We start from the raw sequence: 22,795 nt of genomic DNA on the forward strand, positions 1-22,795 counted from the left end.
AAACAAGAAAACAAACGTGATCATAATCAACTTGTTTTTAAATTAATTAAATAATACTCGAATCATAAATATAAACATAAAAGCAATATTTATAATTAAGAGGAAACAAATATGATTACAAGGAGAGCACTACTTGCTAATGGCGCTAAGGTCGCTGTCGGAACCGTTTATGGTGGAACATTAGTCGGTTTTTTAACTGGGTGTGGTAGCAGTGATGACGCAGAAACCCCAATAGTTGAAGTCATACCCGGTGGACTCATGGTCGTCAACCCTATCTTATGTGTAGGTTGCCGACGTTGCGAAATAGCCTGTAGCTGGAGCCACGGAAAATCAGCTGTCAGCCCAAGTACCTCAAGAATTAAAGTTGCCAAAAACCTCAATTTTGGCCCCCATGGCGTGCAGCCAAACTATCAAGACCAGCGTGGTGAACAAGGTGATAGCACCATTGTGCCATCAACCTGTCGTCAATGTGATGTTTGCATGACCGTTTGCCCTCAAGAAGCGATTACCGTTAACGAAGAAACGGGAGCCAGAGTGGTCAACGATGACTTATGTGTCGGTTGTGGCTATTGCGCTGACAAATGCCCGCAGCAAGTTATCACCATAGATAAAACCACTCGAAAATCTCTCAAATGCGATCTCTGTGAAGGCAGTCCTAATTGTGCCCAAGTTTGCCCAACTGGCGCAATTAAGTTTTATACCTGGGAAGACGCTGTTGCCGAAGTTGAACTTCATGAAAAGTATTTAGAATTAGTTTAAAAACTAAAAAGGAATAATTATGACTACTACATATGGTGGCTGGGCCGGTTATATTTTAAGAGTTAACTTAACAACAAAAGCTATTACTAAAGAAACAACAGAAACCTATCACGATTATATTGGCGGAATGGGAATCGGTTATAAAGTTTTATGGGATGACCATGTCGACGGAATTAAAGCAACTGATGAAGAAAACCAATTAGTTATTTCAGCGGGGCCATTAAGTGGCTCAGGTGCAATATGTTCGGCTAGAACAACGATTACTTCTCGTAACCCTGTTATTCGAAATCACTTAATCACTGATGGCCACTTTGGCGGTCACTTTTCACCAGAGCTTAAATTTGCTGGTTACGATGCAATTATTATTGAAGGTAAATCAGAAACCCCTGTATGGCTAAAAATTGTTGATGACACTGTCACCCTCGAACCCGCAGATTCTTTATGGGGAGTAGGCATATTCGATACCTTTGCCAGCATCAGTAAATTAATGGGACAACAAGCTCAGGTTGCAGCAATTGGCCCTAGTGGTGAACACCTTGTAGCTCAATCAACTATTCAAACTCAAGGTGGCCACTCAGCAGGCGGTCATGGGGCTGTACTAGGCTCTAAAAAACTTAAGGCCATTGGTATTATTGGCACTGGTACAGTCGATATCGCAGAATCGACAACCAATGAGCAATTACGTGCATTAGATGACCATATTCTTGGGATCATTGGTGCTAACAATCAAGGAGTTGTTCCTAATCAGCCGCAATCTTGGGCAGAGTATAGCTCTACAGGCAGTCGTTGGCGAGGCGGTCCAGGCGTCACATGGGGAGCTGCAGACAATCCTGTTGATGTGGGTGAAACACCATGGGATGACCGCCAAAAAGTGGGCATGCGCACCTCAATGGCCGAAATGTATTTTGGCCGTGATGAAGCCAATAAAATCTTTAAACGTCCAGGAGGCTGCCACTCTTGCCCTATTCGCTGTTTTTGTGAAGTTAAAAACCCAAAAATGAAAACCGAATACAATCTGCCAACTGAAAACATTACCAATGTATGTTTAGGTTTTCTCGATCCTTGGTACGCCATGGGGAAACCAAGCAATGGTGAAAAACGAACCGACATTCAAACGGTTGGTGCCTATTATATGGATGATAATGGTATTTGGAGTGCTTACGGCCAACTGTCCCATTTAATGCGAGAGTTTACCGCCCGCGGCTTTTGGGAAATCATTCTACCAGCTGAAGAATATGCTGCGATTAATTGGGCACAATACGCTGATCTCGATGCGCATTTTATGCAAGATTTCTATACCCGTATTGCCTACAGTGAAGATTATCCTGGCTCAAATATTCTAGGGCGCTGCCTAGGCCGTGGCTTACATGAATTCATTAATGAAGATGGTGAACTGTACAACGTTGAAGATATTCTTAATGAGGTAGAATCCCCTCGTATGGCGGAATTGACCTTCGAGTTAGAATCTGATGCAAATTATGATTTAGTCGGTAAAACCTACAGTGTATTTCTCGATAAAAACATGAAAGTGTTTAACCGTTCTATGGTGGGTGGCGTTCACCACGCCAGTGAATCAGCAGGTCAAGTAGGAGCCCTGCTAAACACAGTATTTAACCGTGATCCGCAATGTCACTCGCACATCAACTTAATTAACTGTGGCCTTCCCCACGCCAAGATCGCCGAAGTAGCCGCGTCACTATGGGGCGAAGGCGCATTTGATCCAGTTCAACATTACACCGCCATGAATACCTCCAAAGCAAAATTTGCTAAATGGTGTTTAGTGAAAAATGTATTACATGATTCATTAACCCTATGTAACTGGATGTTCCCACTCGTTGTCTCACCAGATGCGAATCGAGACTATATCGGTGACAGCTCAATCGAAGCACAAATGTTCAGCCTTGTCACAGGCATTGAAACATCAGAAGCCGAACTGGACGCCATGGCAGAAAGTGTCTTGCAATTGCACCGCGCACTTACCGTGTTGCAAATGAATGAAATTGATCAGCGAAATAAACATGATGTCTTGTCTGAATGGGTTTATGACTTAGATCATGACAAGAATTTCGGCGACGAAGGCACGATTAAAATGGATCGAGACGATATCCAAATAGGCTTAGACATGTTTTACGCTGAAATGGGCTGGGATAAGGATACTGGCGTACCGACTCGTGCAACATTAGAAAAATTCAAACTGGGTTACGTCGCTGACAAGCTAGAAAGCTTGGCGTTGTTACCAGCATAGGTAAATCAAATATGATTGAACTGGTTGATTATATTCGCTTGCTAAGTAAGGACGGTCGTCTGGTGACGGCCGAGCAAGTTATTGCTGTCGCAGGCCTTGATGTAGAAATAGAAGATGTTGAACTCGCTCATCAACAATTGATTGAAGATAGCCAATATCACGATATCGCCATTATAACGGGAGAAAAAGAGCACTATTTTTATTCTAAAAGGTTCATTGTAAGAAGTTACGCCATCCAATGGATTGGGGTGAAAGATAATAAGTTAATTGAAACAATGGCGGATTATATTCGCCGTTATTCAGCAATGGGCGAACTCGTTGCAGCAGTTAACTTTAGCTATCCACCTTATAAACTTGAACTCAGTGAATTAACGACATTAATTGATAAATTTAGCCAAACAGAGGGGTGTGAAGACATTCATTTTCAAGCCGATGCCAAGAATCATGAAACCCAAACTCATGGTTATTACTTCTCCATAAAAACCATGACCAACACTTATGCCAAAGTGTTGGCTGACCATGATCCATTTGAGTGGTCTGCTTAGGTAAACGTTATTGCCTTATATGCCGTTTATAAGGCAATAACACCCCAATAAAATCAATATAGGCTAAATTTCTTATTTATATTTAAGCCAGTTTAGCTATGTACAGAATAAACTTTTGACTGATTTTCGCTAATCTTATTCGTTAGTTAACACTTCAAGAATAAAAACGCCGCTTTATCGTGACTAAGGTAAAACTTATCTAGTTTTTAACTCCTAAATTACCTCCTAGTTGGTACATTACTCATACATGATTCCAACTAAGTGTGATATATGAAGCCAACAACTACACAAGAAAGTCTTCTGCATCTTGATTACATGACTTTGCTGGTATTTCTTCGACTTTACGAGTTTCAAAGCGGTAAACTCACAGCTGAGTCATTTAACGTTCCCCAATCAAAAATAAGTCGTTGCCTGTCTAGGTTACGAGAAGCTTTTGATGATCCCTTGTTTATCAAAAAAGTGTCAGGCTTAGAAATAACCGATAAGTCTCAGCGCCTTTACCCTATCCTTAAACGTATTGAAATCAACCATATCGATCTTGCACAAGAAATAGATAAAAGCATCGAAACACTTAACAGTGAAATTGTCATTCATGCGCCTTCTGGTTTTACAAATGGCGTGCTAAGGAAACTGTATAACTGCCAATGTAATAACGCGTGTATGAAACCCTGCGTTAAATCTGCAGTATTGCAAGACAACGGCGCAAATGACGAAGAAATGTTATTGAATAGTCATTGCGACATCGTCATTACCTGCAATCCGTCCATTCATGTTGGCATACAAAGTCAGAAAATTTGTGAAGTTACCGACACCTTTGTAGTCGCAAGAGAAAACCACCCAATTTGGGATGAGATGTATAAGCCAATTTTAGATCGTGTGCTTAATTACCCTGTAATTTTGACTGAAGTGCTGCATTTTAATAGCGAACTTGAAGCGACACCGCTAAAACAGTTTGCCGATTCTCGTCAAAGAGAATTACTCGTTGCCGCTAAAACAAACAACCTCAATGAAATTTCTGACTTCTTAGTCGGCACTGACGCTATTACTTTAGTGGTATCTCAAGGTGCGGTAGATTATTTAACCCATGATGACACCATCAGAGCGCAAATTGTCCCACGAAAAGAACGTGAAGAATTAATGCGTAATAAGCCCAATATGACGCTCTACATGCAAACCAGAAAGTCTGAACGTAAGCTATCTGAATGTGTAAAAAACAAAATTGCAGAGCTCATCACCACAGGCGCAAATGGCTGCATTAAAGCTTGTCAATTTGAGCGCTAAAATGATTGCCTGATAGTTGGTTAACCTAATACAAATAAACAAAATACCAGAAAGACTCATCAGCTAAATACTGAAACCTTACTCTATACACCAGCCACAATGGCTGGTGTTACCATGCTTTGCCATCACTTCCCTTTCAATCACAAAACACGCAAAAGCCATCGCAAGGCTCATTTCTAAATACGCCTGACAACTCGAGATACTGGTTCCGTAAGATTTCAGCAGTAATCTACCGGCCCACGGTTTAAATAACATCGTTATTATTCACTCAGATTTGACACTTGTTTGGAATGTCCGCAAGATAATTTGAGCTTTTGCTCTTTTCTCATCCAATCGGTTGAAAAACAGCAAGAAATTTATCGATAAAAATAACACAGAAACAACGTTAAGTTTTCTTGTTCGTGTTTAATCAGAATGGAATCAAGATGCATAGACAAAATATCATTATCACAGGGGCAAGCTCAGGTTTAGGTCAAGGTATGGCTATAGAGTTTGCTAAACAAGGCTGCAATCTAGGACTTTGTGCTCGTAGAACCGAACGATTAGATGCATTAAAAAGTCAAATCGAGTCGATTAATCCCAATGTCAACGTCTGGTTATTACCGCTAGATGTCAATGACCATCAACAGGTGTTTGACGTGTTTGAGCAATTTACTCAGTTAATGGGGCAAGTTGATCGCATCATAGTGAATGCAGGTATGGGAAAAGGTGGATCAATAGGTACAGGATTATTTGAAGCCAATAAACAAACTGCACAAACTAATTTCATCGCTGCTTTAGCTCAGTGTGAAGCTGCAATGAGTATATTCCGTAAACAAAACGCGGGCCACTTAGTCACAGTTTCCTCAATTAGTGCACTGCGAGGTTTTAGACGAGCAATGACCGTTTATGCAGCAACTAAAGCAGGATTAAGCTCGCTTTCCGAAGGCATACGGTTAGATGTAATGAATACACCGATTAAGGTTACTTGCGTACACCCTGGTTACATTAAAACAGAAATTAACGATCACGCCGATGGGGCATTATTTATGGTCGATGCTGAAACAGGCTGCAAAGCGATGGTCAAAGCAATCAATAAGGAACCTGCAAATTGTTATGTGCCGAGTTACCCTTGGGCGATGATTCAATTAATCCTCCGTATATTACCTGATAAGTTTTTACGTAAAATGAGCTAGAAAATCGCTTACTTTTCAGCTTGTCGTCATATGTTGTTTACACTAAACCGCAAACATAAAAGAGCAATAAAACAACACATTGCAGATATATCAAACTAAAAGCGCACAAAACTGTTCATTAAATAATTTGATACCAGTTCATAAAAATAAAGTCAGAAACATAAAAAAGAGAAGCGTAAAGCTTCTCTTTTTTATGTTCAAAATACTGAAACAGGATTACTTTAGCTCAGTAATATTAATCGAGCCTTTGCCATAGGTAGGATGGCCTTTTTGTTGTTCTTCAGGTAATTGATTTATGCAGTAATTAATATAAAAAATATTAAAAATTACCGTGAAAAGCTTATTCATTTTGTAATCAATATCGAAGTTAACGTGAGCATAATCTTGAATCGCCGCTCTGGCACGAAAAGACCAAAAAACATAAAGACCAAATGCGATCAGCAGCATCATATTTCCGACAAATCCGAATAATCCCATATCACTGTGGGTTAGCACGCCGCCAAGGCCAAAACACACAGCAATAGTTATCACGAAGCTGTCGTCAGCAGTGCGAATTGAGGTGATATCATCCATTTTAGGGTATTTCGCAAACAACCAAAGAATGGGATAAATACCGCCAGTGAATACCGTTAACCAAAACAAACGACTTGTTTTAGTGTTAATTTTTTCAGGCAATTCTTTAATATTGGAAATCATGAATGCTAAAACCTTTTTAATCGAATAAGCTGCTAACAAAAACGGATTGTATTAGCTTATTATAAAACTAATTTGCAGTCGTTATTATCATGCAAAGTAAAATTAAATAATAAAATCAGTGTTTAGCTCTCATTTTAGACTAATAATGTCGCTTCGCCAGTCATGCCATATTGAGTCACTTTTTAGCGACGAACCCGCAGCGTTAAACGAGATTTCAGGCAATTATTCATCAAGGCGCAAAACTCATCAAAAAAAGCTGAGCGTAGATTAAACTCAGCTTGCTCCCAAACGCATATTCTTGTCACAGCTATACCACAGTGTAACTTAAGAGGCTGTGAGCTCCTTTGCTAACGCATCGGCATATCCCATCTTAGTTAACGCTGAGCGCACAATATCTAAAGTCATGGGATCTTCGATTGTGGCAGGCACAGTAAAGGCACTATTGTCGGCAATTTTGCGCATCGTCGCCCGTAATATTTTACCTGAACGGGTTTTAGGCAGCTTTTGCACCGCACTCACCAATCTAAAAGAGGCAACAGGACCTATTTCATGGCGAACTAAGGCTAATAACTCCTTATATAATTGCTCATCAGAAATATCGACACCATTTTTTAATACCACTAACCCTAGAGGCACTTGGCCTTTAAGTTTATCTTGCACACCAATCACTGCCGCCTCAGCCACAGCATCATGCTGACATAATACTTCTTCAAATCGACCTGTCGATAAACGGTGCCCAGCAACATTTATGATGTCATCAATACGACTCATAATATAAAGATACCCGTCTTCATCGATGTAACCAGCATCACCCGTTAAGTAATAACCGTCATACATGGATAAATAACTGTCGACGTACCGGCTGTCGTTATTCCAAAGCGTGGTGAGATTTCCTGGCGGTAATGGCAATTTAATCACGACATTACCGCTTTCATTGGCAGGCACTTGCTCACCCATAGCATCAAGTACTTCAACTTGGTAACCCGGTACTGGCCTTGCTGGCGATCCTGCTTTAACTTCAATAGGATCGGCTCCCATTAAATTGGCAGCAACTGGCCAACCAGTTTCAGTTTGCCACCAATGATCAATCACTGGCTTGTTCAACTTTTCTTGCGCCCAGTAAAGCGTATCAGGATCGCAACGCTCACCCGCTAAAAAGACTTGCCCAAGACAAGACAAATCAACGCCGTCTAATCCATCACCATTAGGGTCTTCTCGTTTAATTGCGCGAATGGCCGTAGGAGCGGTAAAAAACTTTTAACGTTATATTGTGCGATAATTCGCCAAAAGCCCCAGCATCAGGCGTGCCAACGGGTTTGCCCTCATACATTAAGGTTGTCGCTCCCGCCATTAACGGTCCATAGACAATGTATGAGTGGCCTACAACCCACCCCACATCCGATGCAGCCCAAAATACATCGCCCGCATCAATATTATAAATATGTTTCATTGACCACATCATGGCGACTGCGTGGCCACCGTTATCTCTTACAACTCCTTTTGGTTGCCCTGTGGTACCTGAGGTATATAACACATATAAAGGGTGAGTTGACTCAAGGGGAACACAATCAATTAATGGTGCATCTGCTACTGCTTGCTGCCAATCAACATCGCGCTCACTCAGTAATTCAGCTTGATATTGTGGCCTATTTAAAATGACACAATGATTAACTTGGTGAGTCGCTTGCTCTAACGCTTCATCAAGTAGCGGTTTGTATTTAACAACACCAGATGGCTCGATACCGCATGATGCTGATAACACTAGCTTAGGTTTAGCATCGTTAATTCTGGTCGCAAGTTCATTAGCAGCAAAGCCACCAAAAACGACAGAATGGATTGCACCGATACGAGCACAAGCCAACATTGCATAAGCGGTTTCTGGCACCATGGGCATGTAAATGACGACTCTATCGCCTTTTTTAATACCAATGGATTCCATGTAACCTGCTAAACGACTGACTTGAGATAACAATTCTTGATACGTAATACTGTAGTGATTTTGAGTCACAGGACTCACATACTCGATGGCAATACGATCGCCATGACCCGCTTCAACATGCCTGTCGACAGCATTAAAACAAGAGTTCATTTTGCCACCAGCAAACCACTGATAAAAAGGGGCATTCGACTCGTCCAACACAGTGTTAAAGGGGGTAAACCAAGTCACTGCTTGTGATGCTTGTTGCCAAAACGTCTGCTTATCTTGTATAGATTGCTGATGCATCTTCATCCCTAATCCAGCCATATGCTATTCCTCTATCAGTTTTTTATTCGCAATTGATATTTTTATTTCTGATCATAATTTTTTCATTATGGCGTGGTTAAAAAATAAACCCTATTAGACCAAGGGATATAGAAATAGCGATAAATCCCGCTGCAATTAGCATAGAAATAATTAACTAACTAGCTGAAATTAAAACAGTCGTATAAATTTTCATGATAAACAGCAGCAAAAATTTGCTACACTTCGCTCAATTAAACACAAGCCTTTTCACCTCAACGAAACTGAGATTTTGTCAGTATTGGCAAGCTCAATTTACAACTTCATCAAGCGAAAGCACGTCACAAACCGGTGACAAACTTTACCTTTACGTAAACTTCATATATCTTGCATCAAAAGACGTATTTTTGGTGAGATGATGAGCGCGAACATAAACCCACAATCAACCTATTCAATTAGTGATTTATCAAAAGAGTTTGATATCACGACTCGGAGTATTCGTTTTTACGAAGACCAAGGGCTTATTAAACCTAAACGCCGTGGGCAAACCCGTATTTACAGCTTAAAAGACAGAGTTCGTCTAAAACTGATTTTGCGTGGTAAGCGATTAGGCTTTTCGTTAGCTGAAACCCGTCGGTTATTCGAACTGTATGATGCGGATAAAAGCAGTACGTCACAATTACATACCATGCTCGACTTAGTAGAAGAAAAGAAAGCTTCCTTGCAGCAGCAAATGGATGACATCAAAGTCGTACTCATGGAGCTAAATTCTGCAGAGCAGCAATGCCGAGCGGCGCTAGAACAAGATTAAATAATTGGGGGAGCCCCCTCAAAGCATCACAATTAACAACTAAGCTCAAAACGTCGCACTCATCGACTCGATATAACGTTAAACCAAGCAATTAGTCACTAAGAACTGATGCTTAACCAATACAAAGCTCAACATAAAAATTATAAGCCTAAGAAACAACATAGTTTCACGGTAAAAGTACCTAATATTCAACAGGACACAAGACAATGACATCACTCTACACAAGCCTTAATTTCGGCCTGGGCGAAGACGTGGATATGCTTCGCGACGCCATCAATGATTTCGCAACAAATGAAATCGCACCGATTGCTGCGCAGGTCGATCAAGACAATACATTCCCTAACCATATGTGGCCAGTATTAGGCGAAATGGGACTACTAGGCGTTACCGTACCTGAAGAGTTCGGCGGCGCTAATATGGGCTACCTTGCTCATGTTGTAGCCATGGAAGAAATCTCCCGCGCATCAGCTTCAATTGGCCTTAGTTATGGCGCACACTCAAACCTTTGCGTTAACCAAATTAACCGTAACGGTAATGCTGCTCAAAAAGCCAAGTACCTGCCTAAGCTGGTTAGTGGTGAGCACATTGGTGCCTTAGCCATGAGCGAACCTAATGCGGGTTCCGATGTGGTATCGATGAAACTTCAAGCTCGTAAAGAAGGCGACCGCTACATTCTAAATGGCAACAAAATGTGGATCACTAACGGTCCTGATGCCGACACTTTAGTGATTTACGCTAAAACCGATATCGATAAAGGCCCTCACGGCATTACCGCTTTTATCGTTGAAAAAACCTTTAAAGGTTTCAGTACCGCTCAAAAGCTAGACAAACTCGGAATGCGTGGCTCAAACACCTGTGAGCTTGTTTTTGAAGATTGTGAAGTCCCAGAAGAAAACATTCTAGGCGGCCTAAACAATGGCGTAAAAGTATTAATGAGCGGCTTAGATTATGAACGTGTCGTATTATCTGGTGGCCCATTAGGCATCATGAATGCGTGCATGGACATTGTTGTGCCCTACATTCACGAGCGTGAACAGTTTGGTAAATCAATCGGTGAATTTCAGCTTATCCAAGGCAAAATTGCTGATATGTACACCGGTATGAATGCAGCAAAATCATACGTTTATAACGTGGCGAAATCATGCGATCGCGGTGAAACCACTCGTAAAGATGCCGCTGGCGCTATCTTATACAGTGCAGAGTTGGCCACGAAAATGGCGTTAGATGCGATTCAATTACTCGGCGGCAATGGCTATATCAATGAATATGCCACAGGACGATTATTACGAGATGCCAAGCTGTACGAAATCGGTGCTGGCACATCAGAAATTCGCCGCATGCTAATTGGCCGTGAACTGTTTAACGAAACAAAATAGTCAAGATAGCAACACGCTATCGTAAGCACATAACCTAAGCCGTTCAAACGGCGGGCATCCGTAACTAATCGGTAAATCGAAAGTGTTTTGCGTAGCGTGGTTGAGAGTTTCCCCCATTGTCTCAGCCATGCTAACGCCTCACTTGATTCAATAAGGATATGCATTGTGACGCAACTGAGCAGCCGTATTAACTCCCGTAGCGATGAATTTAAAGCCAAACATAATGACATGGCTGCCATCGTAGACGACCTAAAACTCAAACTCGCTAAGATTGAACAAGGTGGCGGCCCTGCTGCACTTGAACGTCATCTTTCGAGAGGTAAATTGCTCCCTCGCCAACGTGTCGAAAAGCTACTCGATCCAGGTTCACCTTTTCTGGAAATTTCTCAATTTGCAGCGTACGAGGTGTATGATGAAGCCGTTCCAGCGGCTGGGGTCATTGCAGGTATTGGTCGTGTTAGCGGTGTTGAATGTATGATTATTGCTAATGATGCAACAGTCAAAGGTGGAACCTACTACCCCATAACAGTGAAGAAGCATTTACGCGCTCAAGATATTGCAAGTCGCTGTCATCTTCCTTGTATCTATCTGGTTGATTCTGGCGGGGCAAACTTACCGCGCCAAGATGAAGTCTTCCCTGACCGAGATCATTTTGGCCGTATTTTCTACAATCAAGCGCAAATGTCAGCAAAAGGGATCCCGCAAGTGGCAGTGGTTATGGGGCTATGTACCGCAGGCGGCGCATACGTTCCAGCAATGGCTGATGAATCAATTATCGTCAAAGAGCAAGGCACCATCTTCTTAGCTGGGCCACCATTAGTTAAAGCAGCTACAGGTGAAGAAGTCACAGCAGAAGAACTTGGCGGCGCTGAAGTGCACACAAAAATTTCTGGTGTGGCAGATCATTTAGCGCAAAATGACGATCACGCATTAGAGCTTGCTCGTAAATCCATTGCGCGCCTTAATCATCAAAAAGACATTGCTGCGCAGCTGAGTCCTGTGAAACCACCTAAATTTGATATCAACGAGCTTTACGGCATTGTAGGCACTGACCTTAAAAAGCCATTTGATGTAAAAGAAGTGATTGCTCGTGTCGTTGATGACTCTGACTTTGATGAGTTCAAAGCGAATTACGGTAACACCTTAGTGTGTGGTTTTGCCCGTATTCACGGCTACCCTGTTGGTATTGTCGCCAATAATGGCATTTTATTTTCAGAGTCAGCACAAAAAGGCGCTCACTTTATTGAGCTATGTTGTCAGCGCAAAATCCCATTATTGTTCCTGCAAAACATCACTGGCTTCATGGTCGGTAAAAAATATGAACATGAAGGCATCGCTAAGCACGGCGCTAAAATGGTGACAGCTGTTTCTTGTGCCAATGTGCCAAAATTTACCGTGATTATTGGCGGCAGTTATGGTGCAGGTAACTACGGCATGTGTGGCCGTGCATTCGAGCCAACGATGATGTGGATGTGGCCAAATGCCCGAATTTCCGTCATGGGCGGCGAGCAAGCTGCAGGCGTTTTAGCTACCGTTCGTCGTGACGGTTTAGCTCGTAAGGGACAAGAATGGTCAGATGAAGACGAACAAGCCTTTAGAAAACCCATTGTTGAGCAATACGACAAAGAAGGACATCCATATCATGCGAGTGCACGATTATGGGATGACGGCATTATCGACCCAGCGCAAACCCGCGATGTGGTAGGTCTTGCTTTATCGGCGGCACTAAATGCGCCTATTGAAGATACCAAATTTGGTGTATTCCGCATGTAATTGCGGTTTAACAATAGGAGTACATGATGACTGATACAGTGACACTACCGCTTTCTTTTCAACACATCGCATGTCAGCTTAACCAAGGTATTGGTGAGTTAATACTTAATCGTGTTGAAAAGCATAACGCCTTTGATGAAGTGATGATTAATGAAATGATCACCGCAATTGAGTTTTTTGCCAATAACGAAACTTGCCATCAATTAATTCTACGAGCCAACGGGAAAAACTTCAGTGCAGGCGCAGACCTTAATTGGATGCGCAAACAAGCTCAAATGGACTTCGAGCAAAATCTCGATGACGCCCATGAGCTAGCCAAATTAATGCATGTTTTAGACAAATTTCCCAAACCGACCATTGCCTTAGTCAATGGCGCTGCCTTTGGCGGTGCACTTGGCCTTATATGCTGCTGTGATATCGCCATCGCCAATGAGCGTGCAAGCTTTTGTTTAAGCGAAGTCAAACTCGGCCTTATCCCTGCGGTAATTAGCCCTTATGTTGTCAGAGCAATGGGGAACCGCCAAGCAAGACGTTACATGCTCACAGCTGAACGTTTTAGTGCTGACGTTGCGTTAGCTCATCAAGTTATTCACGAAATTAATGATGATTTAGATGCCGCAGCAAAACCCTTTATCGATGCTTTTAACGCGAATAGCCCCCAAGGCATGGCATGGGTTAAAACCTTAGTATCTCACCTCGAAGATGGTGTTATTAACGACGACACTCTTGCCTACACTAGTGAGCAAATCGCCCGTATTCGAGTCTCTGATGAAGGTCAAGAAGGTCTTAACGCCTTCTTTGAAAAACGCCCTGCTGCTTGGATTACTGCCAGCAAAAATAATAACGATAAAAGCACCCAAGCAAGCACCAAGAATGCTGCACAAGGAGTTCAGTAATGTTTACCAAATTATTAATTGCTAATCGCGGTGAAATTGCGTGTCGCATTATTAACACCGCCAGAGATATGGGCATACGCACAGTCGCTTTATACTCTGACGCTGATGCCAATGCCCGTCACGTTGCCATGGCTGATGAGTCATTTCACATCGGTGGCAGTGCCCCTGCTGACTCATATCTAAAAGCAGATTTAATTATTGATATTGCTAAAAAATCAGGCGCCGAAGCCATTCATCCTGGTTATGGCTTTTTATCAGAAAATGCAGAATTTGCTCGCAACTGTGAACAAAATGGCATTGCTTTTGTCGGTCCAGGTAGCGATGCAATTGATGCCATGGGCAGCAAAAGTGCCGCTAAAATCATTATGGGGGCGGCCAATGTACCATTAGTGCCTGGTTATCATGGCGATGACCAAAGCGATGCGACATTACTTGATGAAGCAAAAAATGTTGGCTACCCAATGCTCATTAAAGCCGCTTATGGCGGTGGTGGTAAAGGGATGCGCATTGTTGAAAGCCAGACCGACGTGCTTGAAGCCATTAACTCAGCACGTCGTGAAGCAGCATCATCATTTGGCAATGACAAACTATTGATGGAACGCTACCTTCGCCAACCTCGTCACGTTGAAGTGCAAGTCTTTGCTGACACTTTTGGCAACACGATTTACTTATCCGATCGTGACTGTTCAATTCAGCGTCGCCATCAAAAAGTGGTCGAAGAAGCACCAGCACCAGGCCTAAGTGATAGTTTACGCAAACAAATGGGTGAAGCGGCAGTCGCAGCAGCAAAAGCTATTGATTATGTTGGCGCTGGTACGGTTGAGTTCTTACTTGATACCGATGACAGCTTTTACTTCATGGAAATGAACACCCGCCTGCAAGTTGAGCATCCAGTGACAGAAATGGTCACAGGGCAAGATTTAGTCAAATGGCAATTGATGGTAGCAAGTGGCAGCGAATTACCTTTGTCTCAAGATGAGGTGCGGGTTCACGGCCATGCTTTTGAAGTGCGTATTTACGCCGAAGATCCCCGCAATGAGTTTTTACCAGCTGCTGGTAAATTAAACTTCCTACGTGAGCCTGATCAAAACCGTCATGTACGCATTGATTCGGGTATCCGTGAAAACGATACCATCAGTAACTTTTACGATCCGATGATTTCAAAACTCATTGTATGGGACGAATCTCGCCCTCGCGCATTGCAGCGTTTAACCCACGCATTAAGCTCGTACCAAATCAGCGGTCTGAAACATAATATCGAATTTTTAGCCAATATTGCCGAACATAAAGCCTTTGCAGAAGCCGACTTTTGCACCGACTTTATTGAGCGTTACTCAAATAGCTTAATTGGCGATGTCACCGATGAAACTGAAAATGCACTTGCATTAGCTGGTCTTTACCAGGTATTGGCCCGTCAACAAGCTGCAAAAATCAATGCCACTAATAGCGATGACCCTTACTCGCCTTGGGGTCAAGTCAGCGGTTTTAGGCTCAATAGTGCCAGTGTGCATCATGTTGCATTGCTGCATGTCACAGGCGCAGATGGCGAACACGAACTGCAAAACCTAGTGATAACTGATTTAGGAGACTCGCTGCACCTTGGTTTAAATGGTCAAGCTCTTAAACTGGCTGGCAGCATCAAAGATGAGGTCTTACTGGCTGAAATTAACGGCCATAAAAGTAAAGTACCAGTTAGCCATGAAGGCGATGAGTTCACGCTATTTTTACCTTCTGGTAGTTATCACTTTAAAGCGGTTCTCGCCCAAGAAGCCGAAGAAACAGTTGATAGCGCAGAAAAACTAAAAGCCCCAATGAATGGCACTGTGGTAACACACTTGGTTGAGGTCGGTGAAACCGTCGTTGAAGGACAAGGGCTACTAGTCATGGAAGCCATGAAAATGGAATACACCATCGAAGCCCCTTTTGATGGTGTCGTGAGTGAGTTTTATTTTCAAAGCGGCGAGCTCGTCACCGACGGTGTTCAGCTTTTAAATGTCGAACCAACGGCTGACGCCGAACAAGCATAAGGCGTAAATAATGTTGCCGCATAAAGTCAGTATTTTTGAAGTTGGAGCCCGTGACGGATTACAAAATGAGCTTCCCGTCAGCACGCAAGACAAGTTAACGCTCATCGACCAGTTAGCTGATGCAGGTGTAACGCGAATTGAAGCGGGTAGCTTTGTTTCCCCTAAATGGGTGCCACAAATGGCCGACTCGGGTGATATTTTTAAGCAATTAACCCGCAAGCCAGATGTTGTTTACTCCGCTTTAACCCCTAACTTAAAGGGGCTGGAACTTGCGCTTGACGCTGGAGCAGATGAAGTTGCTATTTTTGGCGCAGCATCAGAAACCTTCAGTCAGCGCAATATAAACTGCTCTATTGAAGAGTCTATTGCACGCTTTGAGCCAGTCATGGCAATGGCTAAAGCCCGTAACATTCCAGTACGAGGTTATGTCTCATGTGTCCTTGGCTGCCCTTACGAAGGTGACATTGAGATTGATGAAGTCGCTCGCGTGTCTGAAATACTTTACAAAATGGGTTGTTACGAGATTTCACTTGGCGACACCATTGGTGTTGGCACCCCCACTAAAGCCCGTAAGATGGTTGAAGCCGTGGCTAAATTAGTGCCTGTTGAAAAACTGGCGCTACACTTCCATGACACCTATGGCCAAGCGCTTGCCAATATACAAGCTTGTTTAGACACGGGCATCAGTGTGATTGACTCATCTGTGGCCGGCCTAGGTGGTTGTCCATACGCTAAAGGTGCATCTGGCAATTTAGCGACAGAAGATGTTGTATACATGCTTCATGGTATGGGGATTGAAACCGGTATCGACTTACACAAATTAGCTAAAGCTGGCCAACAAATTAGCGCCGCTTTAGGCCGACTAACGGGCTCGAAAGTTGCTCAAGCAATTTGCAGTGAATAACCAAGGTTATTCTGGCCCCAATAATTTGCACTTAACGCAAGATAGAAAAGGACAAGATGATGGCAGGACTCAATAAAGTCGTTCATAGCTACGAAGAAGCCTTAAACGGACTCACCAATGACATGACCATCATGGTTGGTGGCTTTGGCCTTTGTGGTATTCCAGAAGGGTTAATTAACCACATGGTAAAAATGGGTGTAACTGGATTAACCGCCATCTCAAACAACGCTGGTGTTGATGATTTCGGCTTAGGCCTTCTGCTTAAAGAACGCCAAATCGCCACCATGATTGCCTCGTATGTGGGCGAAAACGCCACGTTTGAGCAGCAAATGTTATCGGGAGAGTTAAACGTTATCTTGACTCCACAAGGCACATTGGCTGAAAAAATCCGTGCTGGCGGCGCTGGAATTCCTGCGTTCTTTACCGCAACTGGATACGGAACTCCTATTGCTGAAGGCAAAGAAACCCGTGAAATAAAAGGTCGACATTACGTGCTTGAAGATTCACTGACCTCTGACTTTGCCCTTGTTCGTGCATGGAAAGCTGACACGATGGGCAATCTGATCTTTCGTAAAACGGCAGCGAACTTTAACCCTATGATGGCAACTGCGGGCAAGATTACGGTCGTTGAAGCAGAAGAGATTGTCCAGCCGGGTGAATTAGATCCAAACCACATTCATACCCCAGGTATTTATGTTGACCGCGTCATACAAGCAAGCTTTGAAAAACGCATCGAACAACGTACTGTCAAACCAACTGACGCAGCTGCAAAATAAGGAGCAAGAACATGGCTTTATCAAGAGAACAACTTGCTCAACGTGTAGCACAAGAAATGCAAGACGGCTTTTACGTTAACTTAGGTATCGGTATTCCAACATTAGTCGCTAATTACATTCCAGACGGCATGAGCGTCATGCTTCAATCTGAAAATGGCTTGCTGGGTATGGGCGAGTTCCCAACCGAAGACACCATTGATGCTGATTTAATTAATGCAGGTAAACAAACGGTCACCGCTGTTGATGGCGCATCTTTTTTCTCATCAGCAGAAAGCTTTGCCATGATCCGCGGCGGTCATGTGGATTTAACCGTACTAGGTGCATTTGAAGTGGATGTTAATGGTTCAATTGCATCATGGATGATCCCAGGAAAATTAATTAAAGGCATGGGCGGCGCAATGGATTTAGTGGCTGGCGCTGACAATATTATCGTCACCATGATGCACGCAGATAAAAAAGGTAACTCTAAGCTACTGCCTTTATGTGAGCTGCCATTAACAGGCTACGGCTGCATCAAACGTGTCATGACAGACCTTGCCTTTATGGAAATCAAAGACGGTGCATTCCACTTGTTAGAGCGCGCACCAGGAGTGTCGGTTGAAGAAATTCAATCTAAGACAGCGGGTAAGTTAGTCGTGCCAGAGCATGTACCAGAAATGGTGTTTTAAATTGAATGGTGATTCAATTTAACTTTAGATAAAAAATCAAAAGCGAGCTTCATTGGAGGCTCGCTTTTTTATTGGTGATTTGCAATTCAATTGGGATTTTATTAGTTACAAAGATAAAAGCAAAATCAAGGTCGTGGCGCTTCGCCCACCCCAGACGAAAGGGAAACAACAGCATTTCCCTTTTCGATATCCCTTGCCGCTCCAACGAAGTTATTCTGAAAAACGAATAAGCTGCGATCTTATTCGAAAATAACTAACGCTTCCGATGGGGCGTCCCTTCCCCTCGAAAGCTAGCCAGACATCCGTGTCTGGACTTACGTTATTTTCTTCAACGACCACAGCAACTTCGAATGGAGATTGTTGTGGCTGCGGCTAACTTGGAATTAGATAGAGTTAGCTTAAATTGACCTGATTTGTCAAAGTACAAATATATTAAGCTTAAACAAATTAGGCTCTAAAATTCAAAAAACACCTGTCATATTTAGCACAATAAAGTTAATATTTTCTATATCTAACCTATTGATATAGGTCGTATCGTCTATTAGGAATTTTTAATGTACCTGAAAAAGATAAATGGAATTATTCCCTTTACTGAGAAACAAATTGATATCACCCTTAATGGCGGTGATTTAATCATTACAGGGAAAAATGGTAGCGGTAAAACTCAATTATTAGATGCTATTTTTAGTGTGTTAAGTAATGCTAAAAGCTATAACAGCCAATATTTAAATTACATAAGGAATCAAGAAACTCATAAAGATTCGTTAGATAGAAATTTAATGTCTGTTAAAGCTAAATTTGAAAAGAATAAGAGCAACCTTCAACAGCATATAGATAATACCGAACTTTCATTAAAACAGCTCAATTCACAGTTAGTATCAAGGCCGAAAGCCCAACAAGCTCAATTCATAAGACAGATAGAACAACAAGAAAAACGGCTAGAAGACTATAAAAAAAGTATTGCACCTGAAACTCTGCAAATACAATTAGAGCAACTGCACACACAATTCAAAAATCAAGAACAACAGCAACGAAAACAGTTTGAACAGTTTTTGACACTTAAACAAGTGAATCAAAAACAGAAAGTGATTAAGCACCTTGATATTTGTTATGACACTGATGCAATAAATTCTGAAAATAACTTGGAACTGATTTTATTTTTTGCTGCAAATAGGTCTTCATCTTTTCAGGCTGTACAGAACATAGGTTCTTTAGAGCAAGAAAAGAAACAAATAAAGGCGCAATCAAAAAAAGGGAAAAACTCTAATGCAGGTTCACTTATTGAAAGATTCTTGGCTAATTGGGAAGTTAAAAGCGCTTTAAGGGAAAAGAAAAAGATTATTCAGTAACAGAAGAATTAAAAGAATGGAAAGCTCAATTTGTAAAATCATTACGTGTACTTTTAGATGATGATTCTACTGATATTGAATTCAATGATGATACTCTTAATTACGAAATAATTCAGAAAGGTAAAGAGCCTTTTTCATTTAGGGACTTATCATCTGGTTATTCTGCGATACTCAAAGTTTTTGTTGAGTTATTGATGCAAACGGAAGTTTCAGAATACTCTCCTCACTCTATTTCAGGTTACGTGATTATTGATGAAATAGATGTTCACCTACATGCATCTCTTCAAAGGAAGGTGCTACCTTTCCTTTCATCACTTTTTCCAAAAGTACAATTTATCGTTTCTACTCACTCTCCATTTGTCCTGATGTCGGGAGATAATGCCGTTATTTTTGATATGGAAAAAAATGCACAAATGGATGAAGACTTATCATTTTATTCCTACTCAGCAGTTTTAGAAGGTGTTTTAGGGATCAAGCCAACATCATTAATACTGGAAAATACTATTTCTAAACTGTCAGAAATAACAAATTCTCAAGAAGTTGATCGTTCAAAACTTGAAGAATTAATTAATACAATAGAGCCTTTGTCAGACAAGTTGAACAATAGAGAGAAATCATTTTATTTACAGGCAGTTAATGTTCTAGCAGACATGGATGAAGAGTAGTGTTTAATGTTGAAAGGGTGGCTCCTGCGCCAGCAAGCCTTAATAGAAATCAGTACAACACTCAGGATGTTATAGATATTCTGGAACCTATGTTTCATGGTAAATGCTACTTATGTGAGCAAGATGAGCTAACAGATCCAGAAATAGAACATTTCGACCCTCATATGGGAGATGTGACTAAAAAATATGACTGGGGGAACCTTTATTATTCTTGTGGCCGCTGTAACAGTATTAAAGGAACCCGGCATACTAACCTTCTTGATTGCTGTGATATAAACATTGATGTTCTTAGGGGAGTTAAATGTCTACTACCTAGCTGTCCTGATTCTGATATCGAAGTTACAACTCAGCTTAATACCGCTCAGGCAAATAACACTGTTGAGTTACTGAATAGGTGTTACAACGAGAAAAATACACCATTAAGAGGTGTAACAAGAGTTGTTCTTATGGATAAGTTATTTGAGTTACATGTTGAGTTTCAACAATATCGATTAATATTAAAAAAGAAAAGACATACACCAGATGAAAAAGCCTTAGCAAAAGCACGGTTAACAGAAATGGTTGGAGCGCATTACCCATTTTCTGTTTTTTGGAGGTGGCATGTACTATCAGATACTTTCTTAAGCCAACAGCTAGATGATGTTATTGATTTTTGAAAAATAAGCGAAGTAAGTGGGGTCAGAGTCTGACGAACCCCACAAAAGACAAATAGAAATAATGAGATAGGCAAAAACAAGTTAAGTCGGGTCAGATCAAACTTTCTCTATCCAACACCAAATGAACTTGCAGGCTCGATGCTCTCCGTTGGAAGTGTCTGAATGCGTTAAGCTCATTTGCGTGATGGAGGCTGGTCATTCTCGTGCATCCATGCACCACATGACATTCAGGCATCCTGCCTATCGACGCCGACATAGCCTCAGTTAAGCCATGGTCACTCTTAGCATCCCAGCTAGAGTCACATTAAAAAATATTAGGCTTCTATCACAAAGCTGCCTTGCATAATCGCCCAGTGACCTGGAAATGAACAAAAGAATCGGTAAGCGGCTTTGCTATCTAACCCCTCAATATTAAACGTTATTGATGTTGAGCCACCGCCGCCAATAACGTCAGTATGGGCTAACACTCTTTCATCACCCGCTTTTATATAGCTGTTATCAGCACCTGCGGTCATGCCGTCATTCGCAATAGCTTGAACATTGTCAGCAGTGCTTAGTACCCAGTTATGGCCCATTGCTGATTTAGGTAAACTGCCAGAATGATGTAAGTTTAAGGTCACTTCTTTGCAGGTCGCTGGCACTGATAAACTTTTCTTATCAAATTGCATCGCATCATTGGCCGTAATTGTTAGTTCGCACTCACTTGCGTTAACGTTTAGGCTCATTAACATTACGCCTAGTGCAGCTGTAGCTTTAATCATGTTGGTCATATCATTTCCTTGTGACGGTATAGAATGCATTGTTATTAAAAACGAAAGCATACTAAAACAAACCGCAATAAATGAGAATGATTATCAATTGTAAATAAGTTAAATATTGATTAGCACTTAGCGAATAACCCTTTAGGAGAAATCAAAAGAGTTTGCGTATTCTACTCTTCTAGGATGCTTACTTCATATGTCTGCGTATATAAAAATATCGATTAGGTGGCAAAAGAGCACTGTAATTTAATCTTTAATTACCGCTTTGCATGTAAGATAGTGGGTTAATCTTCCCAAATAGGCTCTGCCCTATTGCCATTGTTAGGCTAATTTCATGACGTTTGATATTTTATTACTGTTACTTGCTGGTTTTTTTGGCGGCGTTTTAAACTCGCTAGCTGGCGGTGGCAGTTTTATCACTTTCCCTGCATTAATATTTGTTGGTGTGCCACCGATTATGGCTAATGCAACCAATACTTTTTCGTCCTTTGCTGGATATCTCAGTGGTGCATTTGCATTTAGACGAGAGCTGCTTGCTCATAAAAAAGAGATTAAAACCATTATCATCACCAGTTTATTTGGTGGCGCTTTCGGCGCATGGCTATTACTCATTTCTCCAGAGACCGTGTTCCAACAAGCGATTCCTTGGTTACTATTATTTGCAACCTTACTGTTTATTTTTGGCTCTAAAATCAATGCCTTTTTCAGTCGTTTATCGAATCAACATAAGTATGCCTCTCAATTGGGCGCGGTAATGTTATTTTTAGTGCTACTAGCTGTCTGTATATACGGCGGTTTTTTCAATGCGGGGTTAGGCATTATCGGTTTAAGCTATTTGGCATTAGCTGGGCACACTAATATCAATGCGATGAATGGCATTAAGCTAGTCATTTCTTCATCGGTTTCCTTAATCGCTATTATTTTATTTATCTACAATGATGCAATTGCTTGGTTCGAGGGGGTTACGGTACTGGTTGGTACTTTAATTGGCGGTTATATGTCAGCCCATATTGCTAACAAGGTATCCCAAGTACGCATGAGGCAGTTTGTGATTGTGATGAGTTGCGCCATTACGGTTTATTTCTTTTACTCCACATATTCTAACCCTCTGTAAAAACTAGATGCAGCTTGTTTTTGTAATGAGCTTTAACAGTTCGGTGTATTTGTTTTACACCACATATTTATACCTCCCCCAAAAAACTAGATGCAGC

General features: G+C 41.7%; 18 protein-coding genes and 2 pseudogenes. 17 read left to right on the plus strand and 3 right to left on the minus strand.

Annotation, left to right across the window (positions count from 1 at the left end):
* Positions 1-111: 111 nt before the first annotated feature.
* The 5 genes from ACGEDC_RS01540 to ACGEDC_RS01560 all read left to right on the plus strand — a co-directional run bounded on the left by ACGEDC_RS01540 (position 112) and on the right by ACGEDC_RS01560 (position 6,005).
* Positions 112-759, plus strand: coding sequence for a 4Fe-4S dicluster domain-containing protein (locus ACGEDC_RS01540; protein ID WP_055026082.1), 648 nt, complete (start codon positions 112-114; stop codon positions 757-759).
* Positions 760-778: 19 nt separating this feature from the next.
* Positions 779-3,004 carry an aldehyde ferredoxin oxidoreductase gene (locus tag ACGEDC_RS01545; protein ID WP_394496020.1) on the plus strand — a complete coding sequence of 742 codons (2,226 nt, stop codon included), beginning with the start codon at positions 779-781 and terminating at the stop codon, positions 3,002-3,004.
* Between the two features lie 11 nt (positions 3,005-3,015).
* Positions 3,016-3,549: a hypothetical protein gene (locus tag ACGEDC_RS01550; RefSeq protein WP_394496022.1), complete on the plus strand. Its 534-nt coding sequence runs from the start codon at positions 3,016-3,018 to the stop codon at positions 3,547-3,549.
* A gap of 270 nt (positions 3,550-3,819) precedes the next feature.
* Complete coding sequence (locus ACGEDC_RS01555; protein ID WP_055026079.1) at positions 3,820-4,830, plus strand: LysR family transcriptional regulator; 1,011 nt, start codon at positions 3,820-3,822, stop codon at positions 4,828-4,830.
* A gap of 425 nt (positions 4,831-5,255) precedes the next feature.
* The gene (locus tag ACGEDC_RS01560) at positions 5,256-6,005 is read left to right on the plus strand and encodes an SDR family oxidoreductase (RefSeq protein ID WP_080916190.1); all 750 of its coding nucleotides are present in this window, start codon (positions 5,256-5,258) and stop codon (positions 6,003-6,005) included.
* Positions 6,006-6,221: 216 nt separating this feature from the next.
* On the opposite strand, the gene ACGEDC_RS01565 is transcribed toward ACGEDC_RS01560, so the two are convergent.
* Positions 6,222-6,701, minus strand: a complete 480-nt coding sequence (locus ACGEDC_RS01565) for a hypothetical protein (RefSeq protein WP_394496025.1) — start codon at positions 6,699-6,701, stop codon at positions 6,222-6,224.
* Between the two features lie 324 nt (positions 6,702-7,025).
* Positions 7,026-8,946 (minus strand): annotated as a pseudogene (locus tag ACGEDC_RS01570) (propionyl-CoA synthetase).
* A gap of 394 nt (positions 8,947-9,340) precedes the next feature.
* Between ACGEDC_RS01570 and ACGEDC_RS01575 the strand changes: the two are divergent.
* The 11 genes and pseudogenes from ACGEDC_RS01575 (at position 9,341) to ACGEDC_RS01625 (ending at position 20,823) form a co-directional block, all read left to right on the plus strand.
* On the plus strand, positions 9,341-9,733 hold the full coding sequence (locus ACGEDC_RS01575) for a MerR family transcriptional regulator (RefSeq protein WP_055026075.1): 393 nt from the start codon (positions 9,341-9,343) through the stop codon (positions 9,731-9,733).
* Between the two features lie 206 nt (positions 9,734-9,939).
* Positions 9,940-11,109, plus strand: coding sequence for an isovaleryl-CoA dehydrogenase (locus ACGEDC_RS01580; protein ID WP_394496028.1), 1,170 nt, complete (start codon positions 9,940-9,942; stop codon positions 11,107-11,109).
* Between the two features lie 165 nt (positions 11,110-11,274).
* Complete coding sequence (locus ACGEDC_RS01585; RefSeq protein WP_055026073.1) at positions 11,275-12,882, plus strand: carboxyl transferase domain-containing protein; 1,608 nt, start codon at positions 11,275-11,277, stop codon at positions 12,880-12,882.
* A gap of 23 nt (positions 12,883-12,905) precedes the next feature.
* Positions 12,906-13,778, plus strand: a complete 873-nt coding sequence (locus tag ACGEDC_RS01590; protein ID WP_394496030.1) for an enoyl-CoA hydratase-related protein — start codon at positions 12,906-12,908, stop codon at positions 13,776-13,778.
* On the plus strand, positions 13,778-15,805 hold the full coding sequence (locus tag ACGEDC_RS01595; protein WP_394496032.1) for an acetyl/propionyl/methylcrotonyl-CoA carboxylase subunit alpha: 2,028 nt from the start codon (positions 13,778-13,780) through the stop codon (positions 15,803-15,805). Before ACGEDC_RS01590 ends, ACGEDC_RS01595 begins: the two co-directional genes overlap by 1 nt.
* A 10-nt stretch (positions 15,806-15,815) precedes the next feature.
* A complete protein-coding gene (locus tag ACGEDC_RS01600; protein ID WP_394496034.1) occupies positions 15,816-16,709 on the plus strand; it encodes a hydroxymethylglutaryl-CoA lyase in 894 nt (297 codons plus the stop codon).
* A gap of 59 nt (positions 16,710-16,768) precedes the next feature.
* Positions 16,769-17,485, plus strand: coding sequence for a CoA transferase subunit A (locus ACGEDC_RS01605; protein WP_065108484.1), 717 nt, complete (start codon positions 16,769-16,771; stop codon positions 17,483-17,485).
* 11 nt (positions 17,486-17,496) lie between these two features.
* Positions 17,497-18,153, plus strand: coding sequence for a 3-oxoacid CoA-transferase subunit B (locus ACGEDC_RS01610; protein ID WP_055026068.1), 657 nt, complete (start codon positions 17,497-17,499; stop codon positions 18,151-18,153).
* A gap of 554 nt (positions 18,154-18,707) precedes the next feature.
* Complete coding sequence (locus ACGEDC_RS01615) at positions 18,708-19,502, plus strand: ATP-binding protein (RefSeq protein ID WP_394496037.1); 795 nt, start codon at positions 18,708-18,710, stop codon at positions 19,500-19,502.
* A 38-nt stretch (positions 19,503-19,540) separates the two neighbouring features.
* A pseudogene (locus ACGEDC_RS01620) lies at positions 19,541-20,167 on the plus strand (AAA family ATPase); the annotation flags it as partial.
* On the plus strand, positions 20,167-20,823 hold the full coding sequence (locus ACGEDC_RS01625; RefSeq protein ID WP_394496039.1) for an HNH endonuclease: 657 nt from the start codon (positions 20,167-20,169) through the stop codon (positions 20,821-20,823). The pseudogene ACGEDC_RS01620 and the gene ACGEDC_RS01625, both read left to right, overlap by 1 nt.
* Positions 20,824-21,137: 314 nt before the next feature.
* Here ACGEDC_RS01625 and azu read toward each other — a convergent pair whose 3' ends face one another.
* Positions 21,138-21,584 (minus strand): azurin, encoded by a 447-nt coding sequence (azu, locus tag ACGEDC_RS01630; protein WP_372038793.1) that lies wholly within the window; start codon positions 21,582-21,584, stop codon positions 21,138-21,140.
* A 334-nt stretch (positions 21,585-21,918) separates the two neighbouring features.
* On the opposite strand from azu, the gene ACGEDC_RS01635 reads away from it, so the two are divergent.
* Positions 21,919-22,698: a sulfite exporter TauE/SafE family protein gene (locus tag ACGEDC_RS01635; protein ID WP_080916198.1), complete on the plus strand. Its 780-nt coding sequence runs from the start codon at positions 21,919-21,921 to the stop codon at positions 22,696-22,698.
* Positions 22,699-22,795: the final 97 nt, after the last annotated feature.

This window comes from Shewanella sp. ENK2, from assembly GCF_043568515.1.
Lineage (GTDB): Bacteria > Pseudomonadota > Gammaproteobacteria > Enterobacterales > Shewanellaceae > Shewanella > Shewanella japonica.

Coding starts and splice junctions, on each gene's coding strand:
- ACGEDC_RS01540 (WP_055026082.1), top strand. CDS start 112: ATGATTACAAGGAGAGCACTACTTGCTAATGGCGCTAAGGTCGCTGTC.
- ACGEDC_RS01600 (WP_394496034.1), top strand. CDS start 15,816: ATGTTGCCGCATAAAGTCAGTATTTTTGAAGTTGGAGCCCGTGACGGA.
- ACGEDC_RS01610 (WP_055026068.1), top strand. CDS start 17,497: ATGGCTTTATCAAGAGAACAACTTGCTCAACGTGTAGCACAAGAAATG.
- ACGEDC_RS01580 (WP_394496028.1), top strand. CDS start 9,940: ATGACATCACTCTACACAAGCCTTAATTTCGGCCTGGGCGAAGACGTG.
- ACGEDC_RS01615 (WP_394496037.1), top strand. CDS start 18,708: ATGTACCTGAAAAAGATAAATGGAATTATTCCCTTTACTGAGAAACAA.
- ACGEDC_RS01555 (WP_055026079.1), top strand. CDS start 3,820: ATGAAGCCAACAACTACACAAGAAAGTCTTCTGCATCTTGATTACATG.
- ACGEDC_RS01565 (WP_394496025.1), bottom strand. CDS start 6,701: ATGATTTCCAATATTAAAGAATTGCCTGAAAAAATTAACACTAAAACA.
- azu (WP_372038793.1), bottom strand. CDS start 21,584: ATGATTAAAGCTACAGCTGCACTAGGCGTAATGTTAATGAGCCTAAAC.
- ACGEDC_RS01575 (WP_055026075.1), top strand. CDS start 9,341: ATGAGCGCGAACATAAACCCACAATCAACCTATTCAATTAGTGATTTA.
- ACGEDC_RS01590 (WP_394496030.1), top strand. CDS start 12,906: ATGATGACTGATACAGTGACACTACCGCTTTCTTTTCAACACATCGCA.
- ACGEDC_RS01605 (WP_065108484.1), top strand. CDS start 16,769: ATGGCAGGACTCAATAAAGTCGTTCATAGCTACGAAGAAGCCTTAAAC.
- ACGEDC_RS01595 (WP_394496032.1), top strand. CDS start 13,778: ATGTTTACCAAATTATTAATTGCTAATCGCGGTGAAATTGCGTGTCGC.
- ACGEDC_RS01635 (WP_080916198.1), top strand. CDS start 21,919: ATGACGTTTGATATTTTATTACTGTTACTTGCTGGTTTTTTTGGCGGC.
- ACGEDC_RS01550 (WP_394496022.1), top strand. CDS start 3,016: ATGATTGAACTGGTTGATTATATTCGCTTGCTAAGTAAGGACGGTCGT.
- ACGEDC_RS01545 (WP_394496020.1), top strand. CDS start 779: ATGACTACTACATATGGTGGCTGGGCCGGTTATATTTTAAGAGTTAAC.
- ACGEDC_RS01560 (WP_080916190.1), top strand. CDS start 5,256: ATGCATAGACAAAATATCATTATCACAGGGGCAAGCTCAGGTTTAGGT.